Here is a 15,723-nt window from a genome sequence, read left to right on the forward strand (position 1 = left end):
AATTCTCTATAGTTCCAACATTTCCTGTTATTGTTTGATTTGCTCCACTTGTAGTTAATGTTCCTGTATTTGAAGCTGTTCCATTTACATTTCCTGTTATATTACCTTTTGAATTTAAAGTAGCTCCATTTGAAATTGCTGTATTTGTTGCAGATATATTCCCACTTACTGTTGTTGTTCCGCTAGTTACATTAAAGCTATTTAAAGAGTTTGTATTTCCTACATTCCCTGTGATTGTTTGATTTGTTCCACTCGTTGTTAATATTCCACTATTTGCTGTTGCTCCATTAACATTTCCACTTATATTTCCTTTTGAATTTAAAGTAGCTCCACTTGAAATTGCTGTATTTGTTGAATTTATATTTCCATTTATTGTTGTATTACTTCCATTAGATATATTCAAGTTTGTAATATTACCAATATTTCCAGTAACTGTTTGAGTTGCTCCATTCATAGTTAATGTTCCTGTATTCCCAGTAACATTAGCTGTTATATCTCCTTGTGAAGTTACAATTCCATCTGCTTGAAAATTAAGGCTTGTTCCAGTTAAATTTCCATCTAAATTTACTATTCCAGTTCCTGTTACATTTGTATTTGTTGCAAAAACATCATCTTTAAAAGTTGAATTTGAACCATTTGCTCCTGCATTTACACTATTTAAACTATTTGTAATATTTCCAACTGTTCCTTTTACTGTTCCACTTCCCAAAAGTGTTAAATTCCCTGTTTTATCACTACTTGTTATTGTCGAACTTATTGTTTTTCCATCTGAAATATTTAGTGTTGAACTATTTGTTATATCTGTATTTGTTGCACTTATATTTCCACTTACTATTGTATTATTTGCATTTGTAATATTTAAATCTTTTAAATTTGAAATATCTCCAGTTACTGTTTGGTTTTGAGAACCATTTATATTTATTGTACCTTTATTCCCACTATCAGCTGTAATATTTCCTATAAATTTATCTTCTAAATTCACTGTTCCATCTTGTTTAAAAGTTAATTTATCACTTAAATTAACATCTTTTTTAAAAGTAGCAGTTTGTGTAGTATTCATATCAATACTTCCAGCCGTTACACTATTTTTAAACTCTACTTTTCCTTGAATATTTATATTTCCATCACTTCCAAGATTAGTAGTTCCAGCAACAGTATTATTTCCACTCATAATAATATTTGCTGTGTAGTTTACACCTGTTGTAGGAGTTAAATTTAAAGTTGGATTTAAATTTGAAGAACTAACTCCCACATATCCATTTGCAACTGGATTTGCAGAATAAAAGATAGTGCTTGTTGTATCTTTTGAAATATTATTTGCACTTGCACCATCATCAAAAGTCAAAGTAAGAGTTAAAGACTCATCAGAAGTTTTATTAACTAAAAATCTATCAGGTCTGAATGGACTAGCTTCTAAAGTAGCAAAAATTGGGTTTGTATATGAACTAGTAGCAAAAGATGTAGGTTTAAATACTATATCATCGCTTGTTGTAGAAGAATTTAATACATTATCATTTATTGAACCACTATTTGTAGCTTGTTGTACATCAATAGTGTAACTATTTCCAGAGCCACTTCCCGTTCCTTGAGTAGTTGATTGGTTAGCTTGTACACTTGTGAAATAATCAGCAGAATATAAATTTATAGGAGAAAAAACAACAGTTCCAAACAGTGCTATACTTAAACTAAGTCCTATTTTACCACCTTTTAAAATCCTAAATCTGGCATTTTCTACTCTAAATCTACTCATAATATTTTCTCCAATTATAAAAACAAGCTTAAAATTGTATATATTTTACCATAATTAAACAAAATGTTATATAAATAAAGCTATTTATTTGAAAAAAAATCATCTATCTTTAAGAAATGTCTATCTATATTAATAAAGGTATGATTTCCACCATCTTCTAGCATAAGTTCACAATTTTTTAGCCTTAGTTCAACCTCTTTATAGTCAATTATCTCATCACCTTTTTGCATAAAACATAAAATATCTTTAGGATTTTGTATAAGTGATACTTCATATTTTTGCAAAGAGTCCAATTGTTCTTCTGTAATCTCAAATTTTGAACCATCAAAATAGTTTTTTACTAAACCAAAACTATAAAATTTATTTAAAGTTATTCTTGGATTTAGTGCTGGATTTATTAAAACTGCCTTTAAATTATACTTATTTGCTAAATACAAAGAGTAAAATCCACCCAAAGATGAGCCTATTAAAAACACTTTTTCTTCTTTTTTAAGAGCATAAGTTATAAGTTCTTCTAGTGTATGAATAGCCAAAATTGGGATATTTGAAAGGCTTATTGTTATTATTTCATCTTTAAAATATTTTTTAAACTCTTGAGCTTTTTGTCCAAAACCAGAACTAGCAAAACCATGAATATATATAATCATCTTTTAAAACCTTTTTTTATTGCAAATTGCAATATTTTTTAATATATAAATTTTATTTTGCTAAAATCTTATCATAATTTCAAAAAGGCAAAAAATGGCAAAGAAAAAAAATACTCTTTTTGAGTGCCAACATTGTGGTGAACAATCAAGCAAATGGCTAGGAAAATGTCCAAATTGTGACTCTTGGGATAGTTTTTTAGAACTAAGCCTTGAGCAACAAGAGGTTTTAAAACAGACAATTGTTGCAAGTAGTTCAAGCTCAAAAGCAAAACCCATAACTGAAATTTTGCAAGATGATGTTGTAAGATTTTCATCTTTCAACGACGAATTTGATTTGGTTTTAGGTGGGGGAGTTGTTCCTGGAAGCCTTACACTTATTGGTGGAAGCCCAGGTGTTGGAAAATCTACACTTTTATTAAAAGTTGCTGGAAGTATTGCAAAGAGTGGGAAAAAAGTTTTATATGTATCAGGAGAAGAGAGTGCTGGTCAAATAAAATTAAGAGCAAACCGTCTTGATGCAAATCATAATGAACTTTTTTTACTTAGTGAAATAAAACTAGAAGAGATTTTAGATGAGCTTCTTAGAATTGATTATGAAGTTTGTGTTATTGACTCTATTCAAACCATATATTCAAGCCATTTAAACTCTGCTCCTGGAAGTGTAAGCCAAGTGCGAGAGATTACATTTGAGCTTATGAGAAAGGCAAAAGAGTCAAATATAGCTATGTTTATAATAGGACATATCACAAAAGATGGAAGTATAGCAGGTCCAAGAGTTTTGGAACATATGGTTGATACTGTTTTATACTTTGAAGGGGAAGCTAGTAGAGAATTACGAATGCTTCGTGGGTTTAAAAACCGTTTTGGAAGTACTAGTGAAATAGGTATTTTTGAGATGACACAAGAGGGATTAATTAGTGCAAAAGATATAGCTTCAAAATTTTTTGATAAAACAAAAGCTCAAAGTGGTTCAAGCTTGACTGTATCTATGGAAGGAAGTCGTGCGATAATTTTGGAAGTTCAAGCCTTGGTTAGTGAAACAACATTTCCAAATCCAAAAAGAAGTGCTACAGGCTTTGACTCAAATCGTTTAACCATGCTTTTGGCTCTTCTTGAAAAAAAGCTAGATTTACCTTTTAATCACTATGATGTTTTTATAAATATTAGTGGTGGAATAAAAATCAAAGAGAGTTCTGCTGATTTAGCTGTAATTGCTGCAATTATTAGCTCTTTTAGAGATAGACCAATATCAAAAGAGAGTGTATTTATAGGTGAAGTATCACTAACAGGTGAAATAAAAGATGTTTATAGTATTGATTTAAGATTAAAAGAAGCTCAAGCACAAGGGATAAAAAAAGCAATTATTGCTCAAAAAACAAATCTAAAACTGGATATTAAAACATTTGCAGTAGATGAAGTATCAAAAGTAATAGAGCTTTTTTAGCTTCTATTACTTTTTATTTATCTTGAACTTTTTTCAGCTCTTCTTTTAGCACCTTCAACTAATCTAGCTGTTGAAATAATAGCTCTTGTATGAGTTCCTCTTCCACAAACTCCACCACTATCAACAACTTCTAATTCAAATTTATAAAGTTTTCCTTCCATTCCTACAAAAGTTGCAGTAGAGATTACCACATCATTTTCTAGTGTTGCTGCCATATGAGTGATATTTACATTTACACCAACACTTTGTTCATCATCTTTTAATAAAGGCATCATAAGTTTTGCAGCACTACACTCCATTAAAGCTATCATTCTAGCCGTTGCAAAAACTTCTGGGAAGTTATCATCAACTGAAATATTTAAATTTGATGCTAAATCTTTTTTCTCCACTTTATAATCAATACTTGCTTGTTTTCCTAATTGTAAAGCCATAATCTCTCCTCTTAGCTTGTAAATTTTAAAATAAAGATAATATACTATAGAAAAAATATTAATATAGGCTAAAAAAATGATAGATTTTGATAATCAAACAGATTTAAATGTAGATTTAGAAGCACTTGAAACTATTGCACAAAGTTTAACTCCTAGAGATTTTGAGTTAATTGTAGTAAATAATGAAACAATAAAAGAGATAAATTTTGAGTATAGAGAAAAAAATGAAGCAACAGATGTTTTAAGTTTCCCTTTTGATGGCGATTTTGCACATTTACCTCTAGGAACTATAATAATTTCAGAAGATTTTGTAAGTGAAAAAGCAAAAGAGTACAAGCATAGCATTGAAGATGAATTTAAACTTTTATTCATTCACGGACTTTTGCATCTTTTAGGATATGATCATGAAGTAGATAATGGGGAACATAGGCAAAAGGAAGAAGAACTTATAAAAAAGTTCAATCTTCCAAATAGTCTAATAGTAAGAAACTCTTAATATTTATCTAAATAGTTGATTTTATCAACTATTTAGCACATTTTTGGCAAATTCCACTTAAAACAACATCTGTACTGTCTATTTGGAATTTGCTAATTTTTGAAACTTGTTCAACCAAATCGCTTGTTTCAAGAATAATATCTTCTATAAAACCACAATCTTTACAAACCAAATGTGCATGTTCAGTTTTTACTAACTCATAAACAGATTTTGCATTTGGTATTTTAACTTCACTTAAAAAAGTCTTCTCAAGCATAGAGTTTACATTTTTATAAATTGTTGCCAAAGATACAGATGGAAATCTATCTAAAAGTTTTTTATATAACTCATCAATATTCATATGTCCATTTGTATAAAGTTCATCAACAATTGCAACTCTTTGTGGAGTAACTTTTAAATCGTACTCTTTTAATAAATTTGCATAGTTTGTCATAAATTTTTCCTTTTAAAATCGTAATATTACTAATTTTTATTTTAATATTTGCATAAACTAATTTTTTTATTATTATATCATAAATATTTCTAAAAGATAATATTTTTCCATTTTTTTGATTTAATTATTAATTTGATACTATTTCAAAAAATATTTTGGAAAAATCTATGTCAAAACTTCTCTTATTAATAATTCTTAGCTTAAATCTTTTTGCACAAAATCTTAAAATTGCAACTTACAATGTTGAAAATTTTTTTGATTTGGAAAATAATAAAACAGAATATGAAGAGTTTATTCCAAATACAAAAGCTCTCTGGAATCAAAGAAATTTTGATATAAAATTAAAAAATATTGCAAAAGTAATAGATGATTTAGATGCTGATATTATAGCTTTGCAAGAGATAGAAAATGAGAATTTAATAAAACTTTTAAAACAAAAACTACCAAAGTACCAATATTATGCTTTTGAAAAATATAAATCAAGTGCAGTTGGACTTGGATTTTTATCTAAAATTCCTATAAAAAATAGCAAAATAGTTGATATTTCCCTCGAGAAAAGTAAATATAGACCAATTTTAGAAGCAACTTTTAATTTTGAAAATATAGAGTTTAAAATATTTAATAATCACTGGCCATCTAAAAAATCTAGCGAAGTTATCAGAGTAAAATATGCACAAACTTTGAACAATAGATTAAAAGAGATAGAAAATGATTATGATTACATTTTAGTTGGAGATTTTAATTCAGATTATAATGAGTTTGAAACATTTAAAAATAATCCAAAATTAAACCTTACAAATGGAATAACAGGAATTAATAATATATTAAACACATCAGTAAATGAAAAGTTTATCACAAAAGATGATATTTTAAAGCAAAATAAAAAAGTTCACTATAATCTTTGGCTAGAACTTTCACCAAATGAAAGATTTTCTACAAAATATAAAAATCAAAATAACACTCCTGATAATATGATTTTAAATCCTGCTTTATTTGATGGAAAAAAACTATCATATATTTTAAACTCTTTTGAGGTTTTTAAACCAAACTATCTATTTGATGGGAAAAATATACTTAGATGGCAAATGTCTAATAATTCTGGAGATAAAATTCATAAAGGTGAAGGTTTTTCAGATCATCTTCCTATTTTTGCACTATTTTCAATAAAAAAAGAGGGTTCAAATCCTCTTAAAAAGATAGAAAAAGATGAACAAAAATTTAATTTAATCTCATCTTTATATAAAAAAGAGAAACTTTTAAAAGATGAAATTTTAAAAGATGTTATTGTTTTATACAAAAGTGATGACAAGGCAATAATAAAACAAAAAAATGATAGAGCAATTTATATTTTTAAGGGTGCAAAAGATTTAAAATTAGGCTTCTCTTATGATTTAAATATAAAAGAGATAGTAAATTTTTATGGTTTAAAAGAGATAAATGAGTTTAATATTTTAAAAGAGAACTTTCAAGAAAAAAACTATAAAGAGCAATTTATAGATGCTTCAAAAATAGATATTTTTGATTTTTCTTATGAAAATGAAGTTATCACAAATCTAAAAGGCTTTATCTCAAAAGGAAATTTACAACTAAATGGTGGAAAAACTATAAAACTTTTTGCAAAAGATAAAAATATTTTACCAAAAGATGGAAATACAATAGAGATTTTAAATGCCCAACTAGGCTCATACAAAGGAAATATGCAGATATTTTTCCACTCTAAAGATGATTATAAAGAGTTAAAATAATGCAAAAAAACAGACTTTTAAAATCAATTTTTACAAATAGTAGCGGAATTTTAGTTTCAAGAATAACTGGTTTTATAAGAGACTTAATGACAGCTTCAATTTTGGGAGCAAATATCTATTCTGATATATTTTTTATAGCATTTAAGTTTCCAAATCTTTTTAGAAGTATCTTTGCAGACGGGGCTTTTACACAAGCTTTTATTCCTTCTTATGCAAAATCAAAATATAAAATACGATTTTCATCTATAATTTTTTTGCAGATTTTGGCATTTTTACTACTGTTTTCTTTGATAGTTACCCTATTTTCGCATCTTTTTGCAAAAGCCTTTGCAATAGGATTTAGTGCTGAAACTGTAGATTTAGCAGCTCCACTTTTTGCAATTAATTTCTACTATTTGCCACTTATATTTATAGTTACTTTTATGGGGGCTTTGCTTCAATATAAACACCATTTTACAACAACAGCCTACTCAACTGCTCTATTAAACTTATCAATGATTGGCTCTTTAATAATTGCAAGGGGGCTAGAGAACTATACAATAACTTTTTATCTCTCTTTTGGAGTTATTTTTGGTGGGATACTGCAAGTTTTAGTGCATATTCTAGCTATTAGAAAAGCAAATTTAGGAAAGATTTTTACATTTAGAAGACATAAGCAAAAGGAGAAAACAAAGTTTTATAAAAACTTTTTTGCTGCTACTTTAGGCTCTTCAACAATGCATATTTCAGCATTTATTGATACTTGGTTGGCATCTTTTTTAATAAGTGGTTCAATTTCATATCTATATTATGCAAATAGAGTTTTTCAACTTCCACTTGCAATTTTTGCAATAGCAACTTCAATTGCCCTATTTCCAATGGTTGCAAAGGCTATAAAAAATCAAAATGAAGAATTAGCTCTTAAACTTATGAAAAAATCAGCTCTTATTTTATTTGGAGTTTTAACTATATCTATGATTGTAGGTATTATTTTTGATAATTTTATAATAAAACTTCTATTTGAAAGAGGTGCTTTTACAAGCGAAGATACAAGAAACACTGCACTTATTTTAACTATGTATTTAATTGGGCTTTTACCTTTTGGATTAGCAAAAATATTCTCTCTTTGGTTATATGCAAAAGAGCAACAACTCTTAAGTGCTAAAATATCGGCTCAAAGTTTAGTAGCAAATATTATTTTCTCATTAATTTTAATCTATCCATATGAAGCAGCGGGTCTTGCCTTTGCTAGTACTCTTAGTGGTTTTGTACTGTTTTTTCTAACAATAAAAGCTTTTGGTTTTAGAAAATTTGTCCAAATGTTTAAAAACTCTTAGTTTTAGCAAAATTTAGCTAAAATATAAGACTTTTTTTAATTTTAGGAAAGATATGAGAAAATTTTTTGGTCAATATAAATCATACTATAAAAACTACAAACTAGAGATTTTTTATGCTTTAATAGGAATATTACTTGTAGCTCTAGCAACTGCTGGAACAGCTTATGCAATTCAACCTTTGCTTGATGATATTTTTATAAATAAAGATATAGAAATGCTATATCTTATGCCAATTATTGTAGTTATTTTATATGCTGCAAAAGGTTTTGGTGGATATATTCAAGCTTATTTTATCTCATTTATTGGTCAAGATATTACAAGACAAGTAAGAGATAGACTATTTTCTCATGTTTTAAAACTAGACCTAGAATTTTTTCAAAAAACTCACGGTGGAGAGCTAGTTAGCCGAATAATAAATGATATAAATAGAATTCAAAGTGCTGTTTCTAATTATTTAGCTGAAATGCTTAGAGAAAGTTTAACAATAGTAGCTTTAATATCTTTAGTAATTTATAGATCTCCAGAGCTGGCTTTTTACGGACTTGTTGTACTTCCTTTAGCTGTTTACCCTTTAACTCTACTGGCAAAAAGAATGAAGAAACTATCTTTTAAATCTCAAGAGAGCAACTCTGATATAACTTCAAGTTTAACTGAATCTTTTAATAATATTGAAATAATAAAAGCAAATGGAACAGAAAATCTTGAGGCAAAAAAATTTAGCATTTTAAATATGATTTTCTTTAAATACAATATGAAAGCAGTTAAAACAAATGAGCTTACATCACCTATTATGGAGACTTTAGGAGCAGTTGCTTTTGGTGCTGTTATTTTAGTTGGTGGAAGCCATGTTGTAAATGGTGAACTTACAACTGGAGAATTTAGCTCATTTATAGCCGCACTATTTATGCTTTATACTCCAATAAAAAGAATTTCTGGTCTATATAATAAAATGCAAGATGCAATAGCAGCAAATGAAAGAATTAATAATATTTTTTCAAAACAAGCAAAAATATTATCAGGAAATATTGAAAAGCTAGAAGAGATAAACAAAATAAATTTTAAAAATATCACTTTAAAATATGATGATTTTGAGGCTTTAAAAAATATAAATCTTGAAGTAAATAAAGGTGAAATTTTTGCACTTGTTGGAGATAGTGGTGGTGGAAAATCATCTTTAATAAACCTACTTGTTAGGTTTTATGATGTAAATAGTGGAGAGATTTTATTTGATAATATTAATATAAAAGACATTTCTCTACAAGAACTTAGAAAACAAATATCAATAGTAACTCAAAGAGTTTATATTTTTAATGACTCAATAGCTGCAAATGTATCATATGGTGAAGAACTAGATGAATTAAAAGTTATAGAAGCTCTAAAACAAGCTCATGCTTATGATTTTGTAATGAAAACAAAACAGGGAATTAATACTGTTTTAGATGAATTTGGAACAAACTTAAGTGGAGGGCAAAGACAAAGAATTGCAATTGCAAGAGCTTTGTACAAGAACCCAAAAATTCTAATACTAGATGAAGCAACTTCAGCTTTAGATAATAAAAGCGAAGGAATTATTAGTGAAGTAATTGAAGAAGTTAGTCGTGATAGAATAACTTTTATAATAGCTCACAGATTAAGCACAATAAAAAATGCTTCAAAAATTGCTGTATTTAAAAGCGGTGAAATAGTGGATATTGGAACTCAAGAAGAGCTTTTAAATTCAAGTTTAGAATATCAAAGATTATACAATTCAGCAAATCTTTGATAATATATATTAATTTTATAAAAAGGAACACCTTTGTTTAGCTATGAAAATCTAAAAAAAATACTCTTTTTACTAGAGCCAGAAAAAGCCCACCATTTGGCTGAATGTGGTTTAAAAGTTGTTGGAAAATGTAAGATTTTAAGAAATTATTATGAGAAGAAAAACTATATTTGCGATTCTAAACTAAATCAAGAACTTTTTGGTGTGAAGTTTGAAAATCCTGTAGGTCTTGCTGCTGGATTTGATAAAAATGCAACTATGGTAAAAGCTATGAAAAGTATGGGATTTGGTTTTACAGAAATAGGAACTATGACTCCAATGCCTCAAGATGGAAACCCAAAACCAAGAATGTTTAGATACCCAGAAGCAAAATCTGTACAAAATGCTATGGGATTTAATAATCTTGGAGCTCATACAGTTTTAAAAAATCTTAAAAAAATTGGTAATTTTCCACTTCCTTTAGGAATTAATGTTGGAAAAAACAAAAATACTCCAGAAGAGTATGCACTAAGTGATTACAAAACTTTAATTAAAAAATTTGAAAGTTTAGCTGATTATTTAGTAATAAATATCTCAAGTCCAAATACTCCAAATTTAAGAGATTTACAAAATGAGAAGTTTATATCTGAGCTTTTTTCTATGGCAAAAACTCTTACAAGTAAACCAATTTTACTAAAAATTGCTCCTGATATGGAAGTGCAAACTGCTATTGAGCTATGTAAAACTGCTGTAAATAGTGGAGCTGCTGGAATTATTGCAACAAACACAACTATTGATTATAGTCTAGTAGCAAATTGCAAAGATTTTGGTGGATTAAGTGGGGCTTGTCTAAGTGAAAAATCGGCACTTTTATTTAAAGAAATAGCAAAAGAGTTATTTGGAAAAGCTATTTTAATAAGTGTTGGTGGTATTTTTACAGGAAAACAAGCTTATGAGAGAATAAAAAATGGAGCTTCTTTAGTTCAAGTATATTCTAGTTTAGTTTTTGAAGGCCCTTCAATGGTAAGAAAAATAAACCAAGAGTTATTAGAGCTATTAAAAGCAGATGGTTTTGATAATATTTATGAAGCAATTGGAGCAAATTTAAGATAATGAAAAGTTTTTTAAAAATTTTTATATCTATTATTTTTATTGGAGAGTTTATGAGTGCAAATAGTTTGCCAAATTATTATACAAAAAATTTAGAAAATGGATTGCAAATTGTTGCTATTCCTATGGATAACAATACAAATGTAGTATCTGTTGATGTTTTTTACAAAGTTGGAAGTAGAAATGAAGTTATGGGAAAAAGTGGAATAGCTCATATGCTTGAACACTTAAATTTCAAATCTACAAAAAATCTAAAAGCTGGAGAGTTTGATGAAGTAGTAAAAGGTTTTGGTGGAGTAAACAATGCAGGAACTAGCTTTGATTACACACACTATTTTATAAAAACTGCTTCAAAAAATACAGATAAATCTTTAGAACTTTTTGCAGAACTTATGCAAAATTTAACTCTAAAAGATGAAGAGTTTCAACCTGAACGAGATGTTGTAGCAGAAGAAAGACGTTGGAGAACAGACAACAATCCTATGGGATATTTACAGTTTAGAGTTTTTAACAATACTTTTACATATCATCCTTATCACTGGACACCAATTGGTTTTATGGATGATATAAAAAACTGGAGTATTGAAGATATAAAAGATTTCCACTCTACATATTATCAACCAAAAAATGCAATAGTTTTAGTTGCTGGAGATATAAAAAAAGATGATGTTTTTTCAATGGTTGAAAAACATTTTAAAGATATAAAAAATACAAAAGAGATACCAAACTCTATTCATATGCTTGAGCCAAAACAAGACGGAGAAAAAAGAGGTATTATAAATAAAGAGTCAAATGTACAAATGCTAAGTATGACTTATCATATTCCAAATTTTGAACACGAAGACCAAGTAGCTTTAAGTGCTTTATCTCAGCTTCTAAGTAGCGGAAAATCTTCAATCTTACAAAAAGTTTTAGTAGATGAAAAAAGATTAGCAAACTCTGTATATGCTTATAATATGGAGCTAAAAGACCCTGGTATATTTATGTTTATGGCTGTTGCAAATGAAAATATTGATGCTTTAAAAATAGAAAAAGAGATTTTAGATATAATATCAAAAATTCAAAAAGGTGAAATAAAAGAGAAAGATTTAGAAAAGCTTAAAATAAATACAAAAGCTGATTTTATCTACTCTTTGGAAAGCTCAAGTGATGTAGCTTCACTTTTTGGAACTTATCTTGTACGAGACAATATCAAACCTCTTTTAGAGTATGAAGAAAATTTAGAGAAGCTAAAAGTTGAAGATATTGTTGAAGTTGCAAAAAAATATTTAATAAAAGAGAACTCAACAACTCTTATTTTAAAAGATAAAAATTAAAAAAAGGAAAAATATGGATACCATTATTGGCTCTATGACTGCTCTAATTACCCCATTTAAAAATGGAAAAGTTGATTTAGAAAAATATGAATCTTTAATAAAAAGACAAATTGCAAATGGTGTTGATGCTGTTTCACCTGTTGGAACAACAGGTGAAAGTGCTACACTTTCTCATCAAGAACACAAAGAGTGTATAGAAGTTGCTGTTGCTACTTGTAAAAATACAAAAGTAAAAGTTCTTGCAGGTGCTGGGTCAAACGCAACACATGAAGCCTGTGATATTGCAAAATTTGCACAAGAAGTGGGTGCAGATGGAATTTTATCTATTGCACCTTATTACAATAAACCAACTCAAGAGGGACTTTATCAACACTATAAAACAATAGCACAAAGTGTTGAGATTCCTTTTATGCTTTATAATGTTCCAGGAAGAACTGGAGTTGATTTATTACCAGAAACGGCAATAAAACTTTTTGACGATGTAAAAAATATCTATGGAATAAAAGAAGCAACTGGAAGCTTAGAAAGAGCGACTTCTATAATATCTCAAAGAGAAGATTTTATGGTATTTTCAGGAGATGATAGTGTTGATTTTCCAATGCTTGCAAGTGGAGCAAAAGGTATAATTTCAGTTACAGCAAATTTAGTTCCAGATTTAAAATCAAAACTTGTAAAATATGCTATGAGTGGAGATTTTGCAACAGCTTTAAAAATTCATAATGATCTGTTTGAATTAAATAAAGTTCTATTTTGTGAAAGTAATCCAATCCCAATAAAAGCAGCTATGTATTTAAGTGGGCTATTGGATAGTTTAGAATTTAGACTTCCACTAACAAGCCCAAGCAAAGAGACTTTAGAAAAATTAGAAAAAATATTAAAAAAATACGAGGTAGTTAAATAATGAATAGCTTTATGAAGGGTAAAACTTTAGTAATTTCTGGTGGTACAAAGGGTATTGGTAAAGAGTGTGTTTACAAATTTGCAAGTAATGGTGTAAATGTAGCATTTACTTACAATTCAAATGGAGAAATAGCAGAAGAAATCTGCAAAGATGTTGAAGCAAAATTTGGTGTAAAATGTCGTGCATATCCATTTAATATCTTAGAGCCTGAACTTTATAAAGAGCTTTTTGATGAAATTGATAAAGATTTTGATAGAGTTGATTTCTTTATCTCAAATGCAATGATTTATGGTCGTGCTGTTGTTGGTGGATATGGTAAATTTATGAAATTAAAACCAAGAGGTTTAAACAATATTTATACAGCAACAGTTAATGCTTTTGTTTGTGGAGCTCAACAAGCAGCAAAAAGAATGCAAAAAATTGGTGGTGGGGCTATTGTTTCACTTTCATCAACTGGAAATTTAGTATATATTGAAAACTATGCAGGTCATGGTACAAATAAAGCAGCTGTTGAAGCAATGGTAAGATATGCTGCAAATGAGTTAGGAGAGTTTGGAATTAGAGTAAATGCAGTTTCTGGTGGTCCTATTGATACAGATGCACTAAAAGCATTTACAAACTATGAAGAGGTAAAAGCTGCAACTGCTGAATACTCTCCATTAAGTAGGATAGGACAACCTGAAGATTTAGCACAATCATGTTATTTCCTATGTACAAATGATGCTTCTTGGATTACAGGTCATACATTAATAGTTGATGGTGGGACAACTTTTAGATAATGAAAAAGGCTTTAAACCTACCAAATATCTTGGCTCTATTTAGAATAGCCCTAGCACCTTTGATGCTATGGTTCTTCATAGATAGAGATAATACACTTTTCTCTTCTTGGCATCCATCTTGGTTTGACTATTTTGCTGGACTTATTTTTGTAATCGCTTCGGTTACTGATTTTTTTGATGGCTTTATAGCTAGAGCTTGGGATCAAATGACAAAACTAGGTGGAATATTAGACCCACTTGCAGATAAAATGCTAGTTCTTGCTGGATTTTTAGGTCTTATGGCAATAGATAGAGCTAGTGTTTGGGCTGTTTTTTTAATACTTTCAAGAGAGTTTTTTATAACAGGACTTAGAGTTGTTGCTGTTAGTGAAGGAAAAAATGTAGCATCTACAATGGCTGGAAAAGTAAAAACTGTAGCACAAATGTTTGCTATTGGATTTTTGATTATGAACTGGCCTTATGCAACAGCACTTTTATGGTTTGCAGTTGCTTTAACTCTATATTCTGGATATGAATATACAAGAGATTATTTCAAAATTTAAAGGCTTTTTTTGGGTACCATTACTTTCTTACTAGTTTTATCATTTTTAGTATTTTTTCATGAATTAGGACACTTTTTAGCTGCTAGATTTTTTGGTGTAAAAGTTGAAAAATTTTCAATAGGTTTTGGAAAAGCAATTTATAGCAAATATTGGGCTGGGACAACTTGGCAATTTGCGATGATTCCACTTGGTGGATATGTACAAATGAAAGGACAAGATGATTCAAAACCTACTTTAGTAGAGAGTGGAAATGACTCTTATAATACAAAAAAACCTTGGCAAAGAATTATTATTTTATTTGCTGGTCCTTTTGCAAACTTTCTACTTGCCTTTATTTTATATTTTGCAATTGCAAATCTTGGAGCAAATGTTTTAAGTGCAAAAATTGGAAATATTCAAGAAAATTCCCCTGCTTTTATAGCTGGACTTCAAGCAAATGATGAGATTATTAGAATAAATGAACAAGATATAAAATCTTGGGATGATATAGGAAAGATTATCACTACAACTGAGGGTGCTTTACAATTTTTTGTAAAAAGAGATAATCAAATTTTAACTAAAGTAATAGCACCTCATATTAGTGATAGCCAAAATATGTTTAGAGAAAATATCAAAAAAAGAATGATAGGAATCTCTCCTGTTGGAGAAGTTACAACTTTAGAATTAAGCTTTACAGAGTCTCTTAGCTTTGCTTATGAGAAGACTATTTTTGCTTCAACTATGATTTTTCAAGGAGTTCAAAAACTAATCTCTGGAATTATTCCATCTAGCGAAATTGGTGGAGTTATTACTATTGGAAAAGTTATATCAGATGCTAGTGAAAGCTCACTTATTGCACTTTTAACAATAACAGCTTTAATCTCTGTAAACTTAGGAGTTTTAAATCTTCTTCCAATTCCTGCACTTGATGGTGGGCATATTATGTTTAATCTATATGAGATGATAGCAAGAAGAAAACCAAGTGAGCAGGTTTTTATGTTTTTAACAATATTAGGTTGGATAATTTTAGGAAGTCTTATGCTTCTTGGAATTTATAACGATATAAATAGAATTTTTTTAAATAATTAAGGGT

The 15,723-nt window shown here is 28.6% G+C and carries 15 protein-coding genes; 11 read left to right on the forward strand and 4 right to left on the reverse strand.

What is annotated here, in order from left to right:
• Window positions 1-1,750: beta strand repeat-containing protein (locus IQC44_RS04915; protein ID WP_198305236.1), on the reverse strand; the 1,750-nt coding region annotated here is incomplete at its 3' end.
• Window positions 1,751-1,830: 80 nt separating this feature from the next.
• The gene (locus IQC44_RS04920; protein WP_198305237.1) at window positions 1,831-2,397 is read right to left on the reverse strand and encodes a YqiA/YcfP family alpha/beta fold hydrolase; all 567 of its coding nucleotides are present in this window, start codon (window positions 2,395-2,397) and stop codon (window positions 1,831-1,833) included.
• 94 nt (window positions 2,398-2,491) lie between these two features.
• On the opposite strand from IQC44_RS04920, the gene radA reads away from it, so the two are divergent.
• Window positions 2,492-3,841, forward strand: a complete 1,350-nt coding sequence (gene radA / locus IQC44_RS04925) for a DNA repair protein RadA (protein ID WP_198305238.1) — start codon at window positions 2,492-2,494, stop codon at window positions 3,839-3,841.
• A 17-nt stretch (window positions 3,842-3,858) separates the two neighbouring features.
• Here the strand turns inward: radA and IQC44_RS04930 are convergent, their stop codons facing one another.
• A complete protein-coding gene (locus IQC44_RS04930) occupies window positions 3,859-4,272 on the reverse strand; it encodes a thioesterase family protein (protein ID WP_198305239.1) in 414 nt (137 codons plus the stop codon).
• Window positions 4,273-4,348: 76 nt separating this feature from the next.
• Here IQC44_RS04930 and ybeY point away from each other — a divergent pair, with 76 nt between their 5' ends.
• A complete protein-coding gene (gene ybeY, locus IQC44_RS04935) occupies window positions 4,349-4,768 on the forward strand; it encodes an rRNA maturation RNase YbeY (RefSeq protein ID WP_198305240.1) in 420 nt (139 codons plus the stop codon).
• 28 nt (window positions 4,769-4,796) lie between these two features.
• Here the strand turns inward: ybeY and IQC44_RS04940 are convergent, their stop codons facing one another.
• Window positions 4,797-5,201, reverse strand: coding sequence for a Fur family transcriptional regulator (locus IQC44_RS04940; RefSeq protein WP_198305241.1), 405 nt, complete (start codon window positions 5,199-5,201; stop codon window positions 4,797-4,799).
• A gap of 167 nt (window positions 5,202-5,368) precedes the next feature.
• Here IQC44_RS04940 and IQC44_RS04945 point away from each other — a divergent pair, with 167 nt between their 5' ends.
• The 9 genes from IQC44_RS04945 to rseP are packed head-to-tail and all read left to right on the forward strand — an operon-like array spanning window position 5,369 to window position 15,719.
• Window positions 5,369-6,946, forward strand: coding sequence for an endonuclease/exonuclease/phosphatase family protein (locus tag IQC44_RS04945; protein ID WP_228286257.1), 1,578 nt, complete (start codon window positions 5,369-5,371; stop codon window positions 6,944-6,946).
• On the forward strand, window positions 6,946-8,262 hold the full coding sequence (gene murJ / locus IQC44_RS04950) for a murein biosynthesis integral membrane protein MurJ (RefSeq protein ID WP_198305243.1): 1,317 nt from the start codon (window positions 6,946-6,948) through the stop codon (window positions 8,260-8,262). The genes IQC44_RS04945 and murJ overlap by 1 nt, the downstream gene beginning before the upstream one ends.
• 52 nt (window positions 8,263-8,314) lie before the next feature.
• Complete coding sequence (locus tag IQC44_RS04955) at window positions 8,315-10,024, forward strand: ABC transporter ATP-binding protein (RefSeq protein WP_198305244.1); 1,710 nt, start codon at window positions 8,315-8,317, stop codon at window positions 10,022-10,024.
• A 33-nt stretch (window positions 10,025-10,057) separates the two neighbouring features.
• The gene (locus tag IQC44_RS04960; RefSeq protein WP_198305245.1) at window positions 10,058-11,116 is read left to right on the forward strand and encodes a quinone-dependent dihydroorotate dehydrogenase; all 1,059 of its coding nucleotides are present in this window, start codon (window positions 10,058-10,060) and stop codon (window positions 11,114-11,116) included.
• Window positions 11,116-12,429, forward strand: a complete 1,314-nt coding sequence (locus IQC44_RS04965; protein ID WP_198305246.1) for a M16 family metallopeptidase — start codon at window positions 11,116-11,118, stop codon at window positions 12,427-12,429. The genes IQC44_RS04960 and IQC44_RS04965 overlap by 1 nt, the downstream gene beginning before the upstream one ends.
• Before the next feature lie 13 nt (window positions 12,430-12,442).
• Entirely contained in the window at window positions 12,443-13,330 is an 888-nt protein-coding gene (gene dapA, locus IQC44_RS04970; protein ID WP_198305247.1) for a 4-hydroxy-tetrahydrodipicolinate synthase, read from the forward strand.
• A complete protein-coding gene (locus IQC44_RS04975) occupies window positions 13,330-14,109 on the forward strand; it encodes an enoyl-ACP reductase (protein ID WP_198305248.1) in 780 nt (259 codons plus the stop codon). The genes dapA and IQC44_RS04975 overlap by 1 nt, the downstream gene beginning before the upstream one ends.
• A complete protein-coding gene (gene pgsA, locus IQC44_RS04980) occupies window positions 14,109-14,651 on the forward strand; it encodes a CDP-diacylglycerol--glycerol-3-phosphate 3-phosphatidyltransferase (RefSeq protein ID WP_198305249.1) in 543 nt (180 codons plus the stop codon). The genes IQC44_RS04975 and pgsA overlap by 1 nt, the downstream gene beginning before the upstream one ends.
• Before the next feature lie 9 nt (window positions 14,652-14,660).
• Complete coding sequence (gene rseP / locus IQC44_RS04985) at window positions 14,661-15,719, forward strand: RIP metalloprotease RseP (protein ID WP_198305250.1); 1,059 nt, start codon at window positions 14,661-14,663, stop codon at window positions 15,717-15,719.
• Window positions 15,720-15,723 lie beyond the last annotated feature (4 nt).

This window comes from Arcobacter vandammei (genome assembly GCF_016106035.1).
Taxonomy (GTDB): domain Bacteria; phylum Campylobacterota; class Campylobacteria; order Campylobacterales; family Arcobacteraceae; genus Aliarcobacter; species Aliarcobacter vandammei.

Bases quoted from the DNA above. Each gene is read 5' to 3' on its own strand.
- IQC44_RS04945 (WP_228286257.1), top strand. From the start codon at position 5,369: ATGTCAAAACTTCTCTTATTAATAATTCTTAGCTTAAATCTTTTTGCA.
- pgsA (WP_198305249.1), top strand. From the start codon at position 14,109: ATGAAAAAGGCTTTAAACCTACCAAATATCTTGGCTCTATTTAGAATA.
- murJ (WP_198305243.1), top strand. From the start codon at position 6,946: ATGCAAAAAAACAGACTTTTAAAATCAATTTTTACAAATAGTAGCGGA.
- dapA (WP_198305247.1), top strand. From the start codon at position 12,443: ATGGATACCATTATTGGCTCTATGACTGCTCTAATTACCCCATTTAAA.
- IQC44_RS04920 (WP_198305237.1), bottom strand. From the start codon at position 2,397: ATGATTATATATATTCATGGTTTTGCTAGTTCTGGTTTTGGACAAAAA.
- IQC44_RS04975 (WP_198305248.1), top strand. From the start codon at position 13,330: ATGAATAGCTTTATGAAGGGTAAAACTTTAGTAATTTCTGGTGGTACA.
- IQC44_RS04965 (WP_198305246.1), top strand. From the start codon at position 11,116: ATGAAAAGTTTTTTAAAAATTTTTATATCTATTATTTTTATTGGAGAG.
- radA (WP_198305238.1), top strand. From the start codon at position 2,492: ATGGCAAAGAAAAAAAATACTCTTTTTGAGTGCCAACATTGTGGTGAA.
- IQC44_RS04955 (WP_198305244.1), top strand. From the start codon at position 8,315: ATGAGAAAATTTTTTGGTCAATATAAATCATACTATAAAAACTACAAA.
- ybeY (WP_198305240.1), top strand. From the start codon at position 4,349: ATGATAGATTTTGATAATCAAACAGATTTAAATGTAGATTTAGAAGCA.
- IQC44_RS04930 (WP_198305239.1), bottom strand. From the start codon at position 4,272: ATGGCTTTACAATTAGGAAAACAAGCAAGTATTGATTATAAAGTGGAG.
- IQC44_RS04940 (WP_198305241.1), bottom strand. From the start codon at position 5,201: ATGACAAACTATGCAAATTTATTAAAAGAGTACGATTTAAAAGTTACT.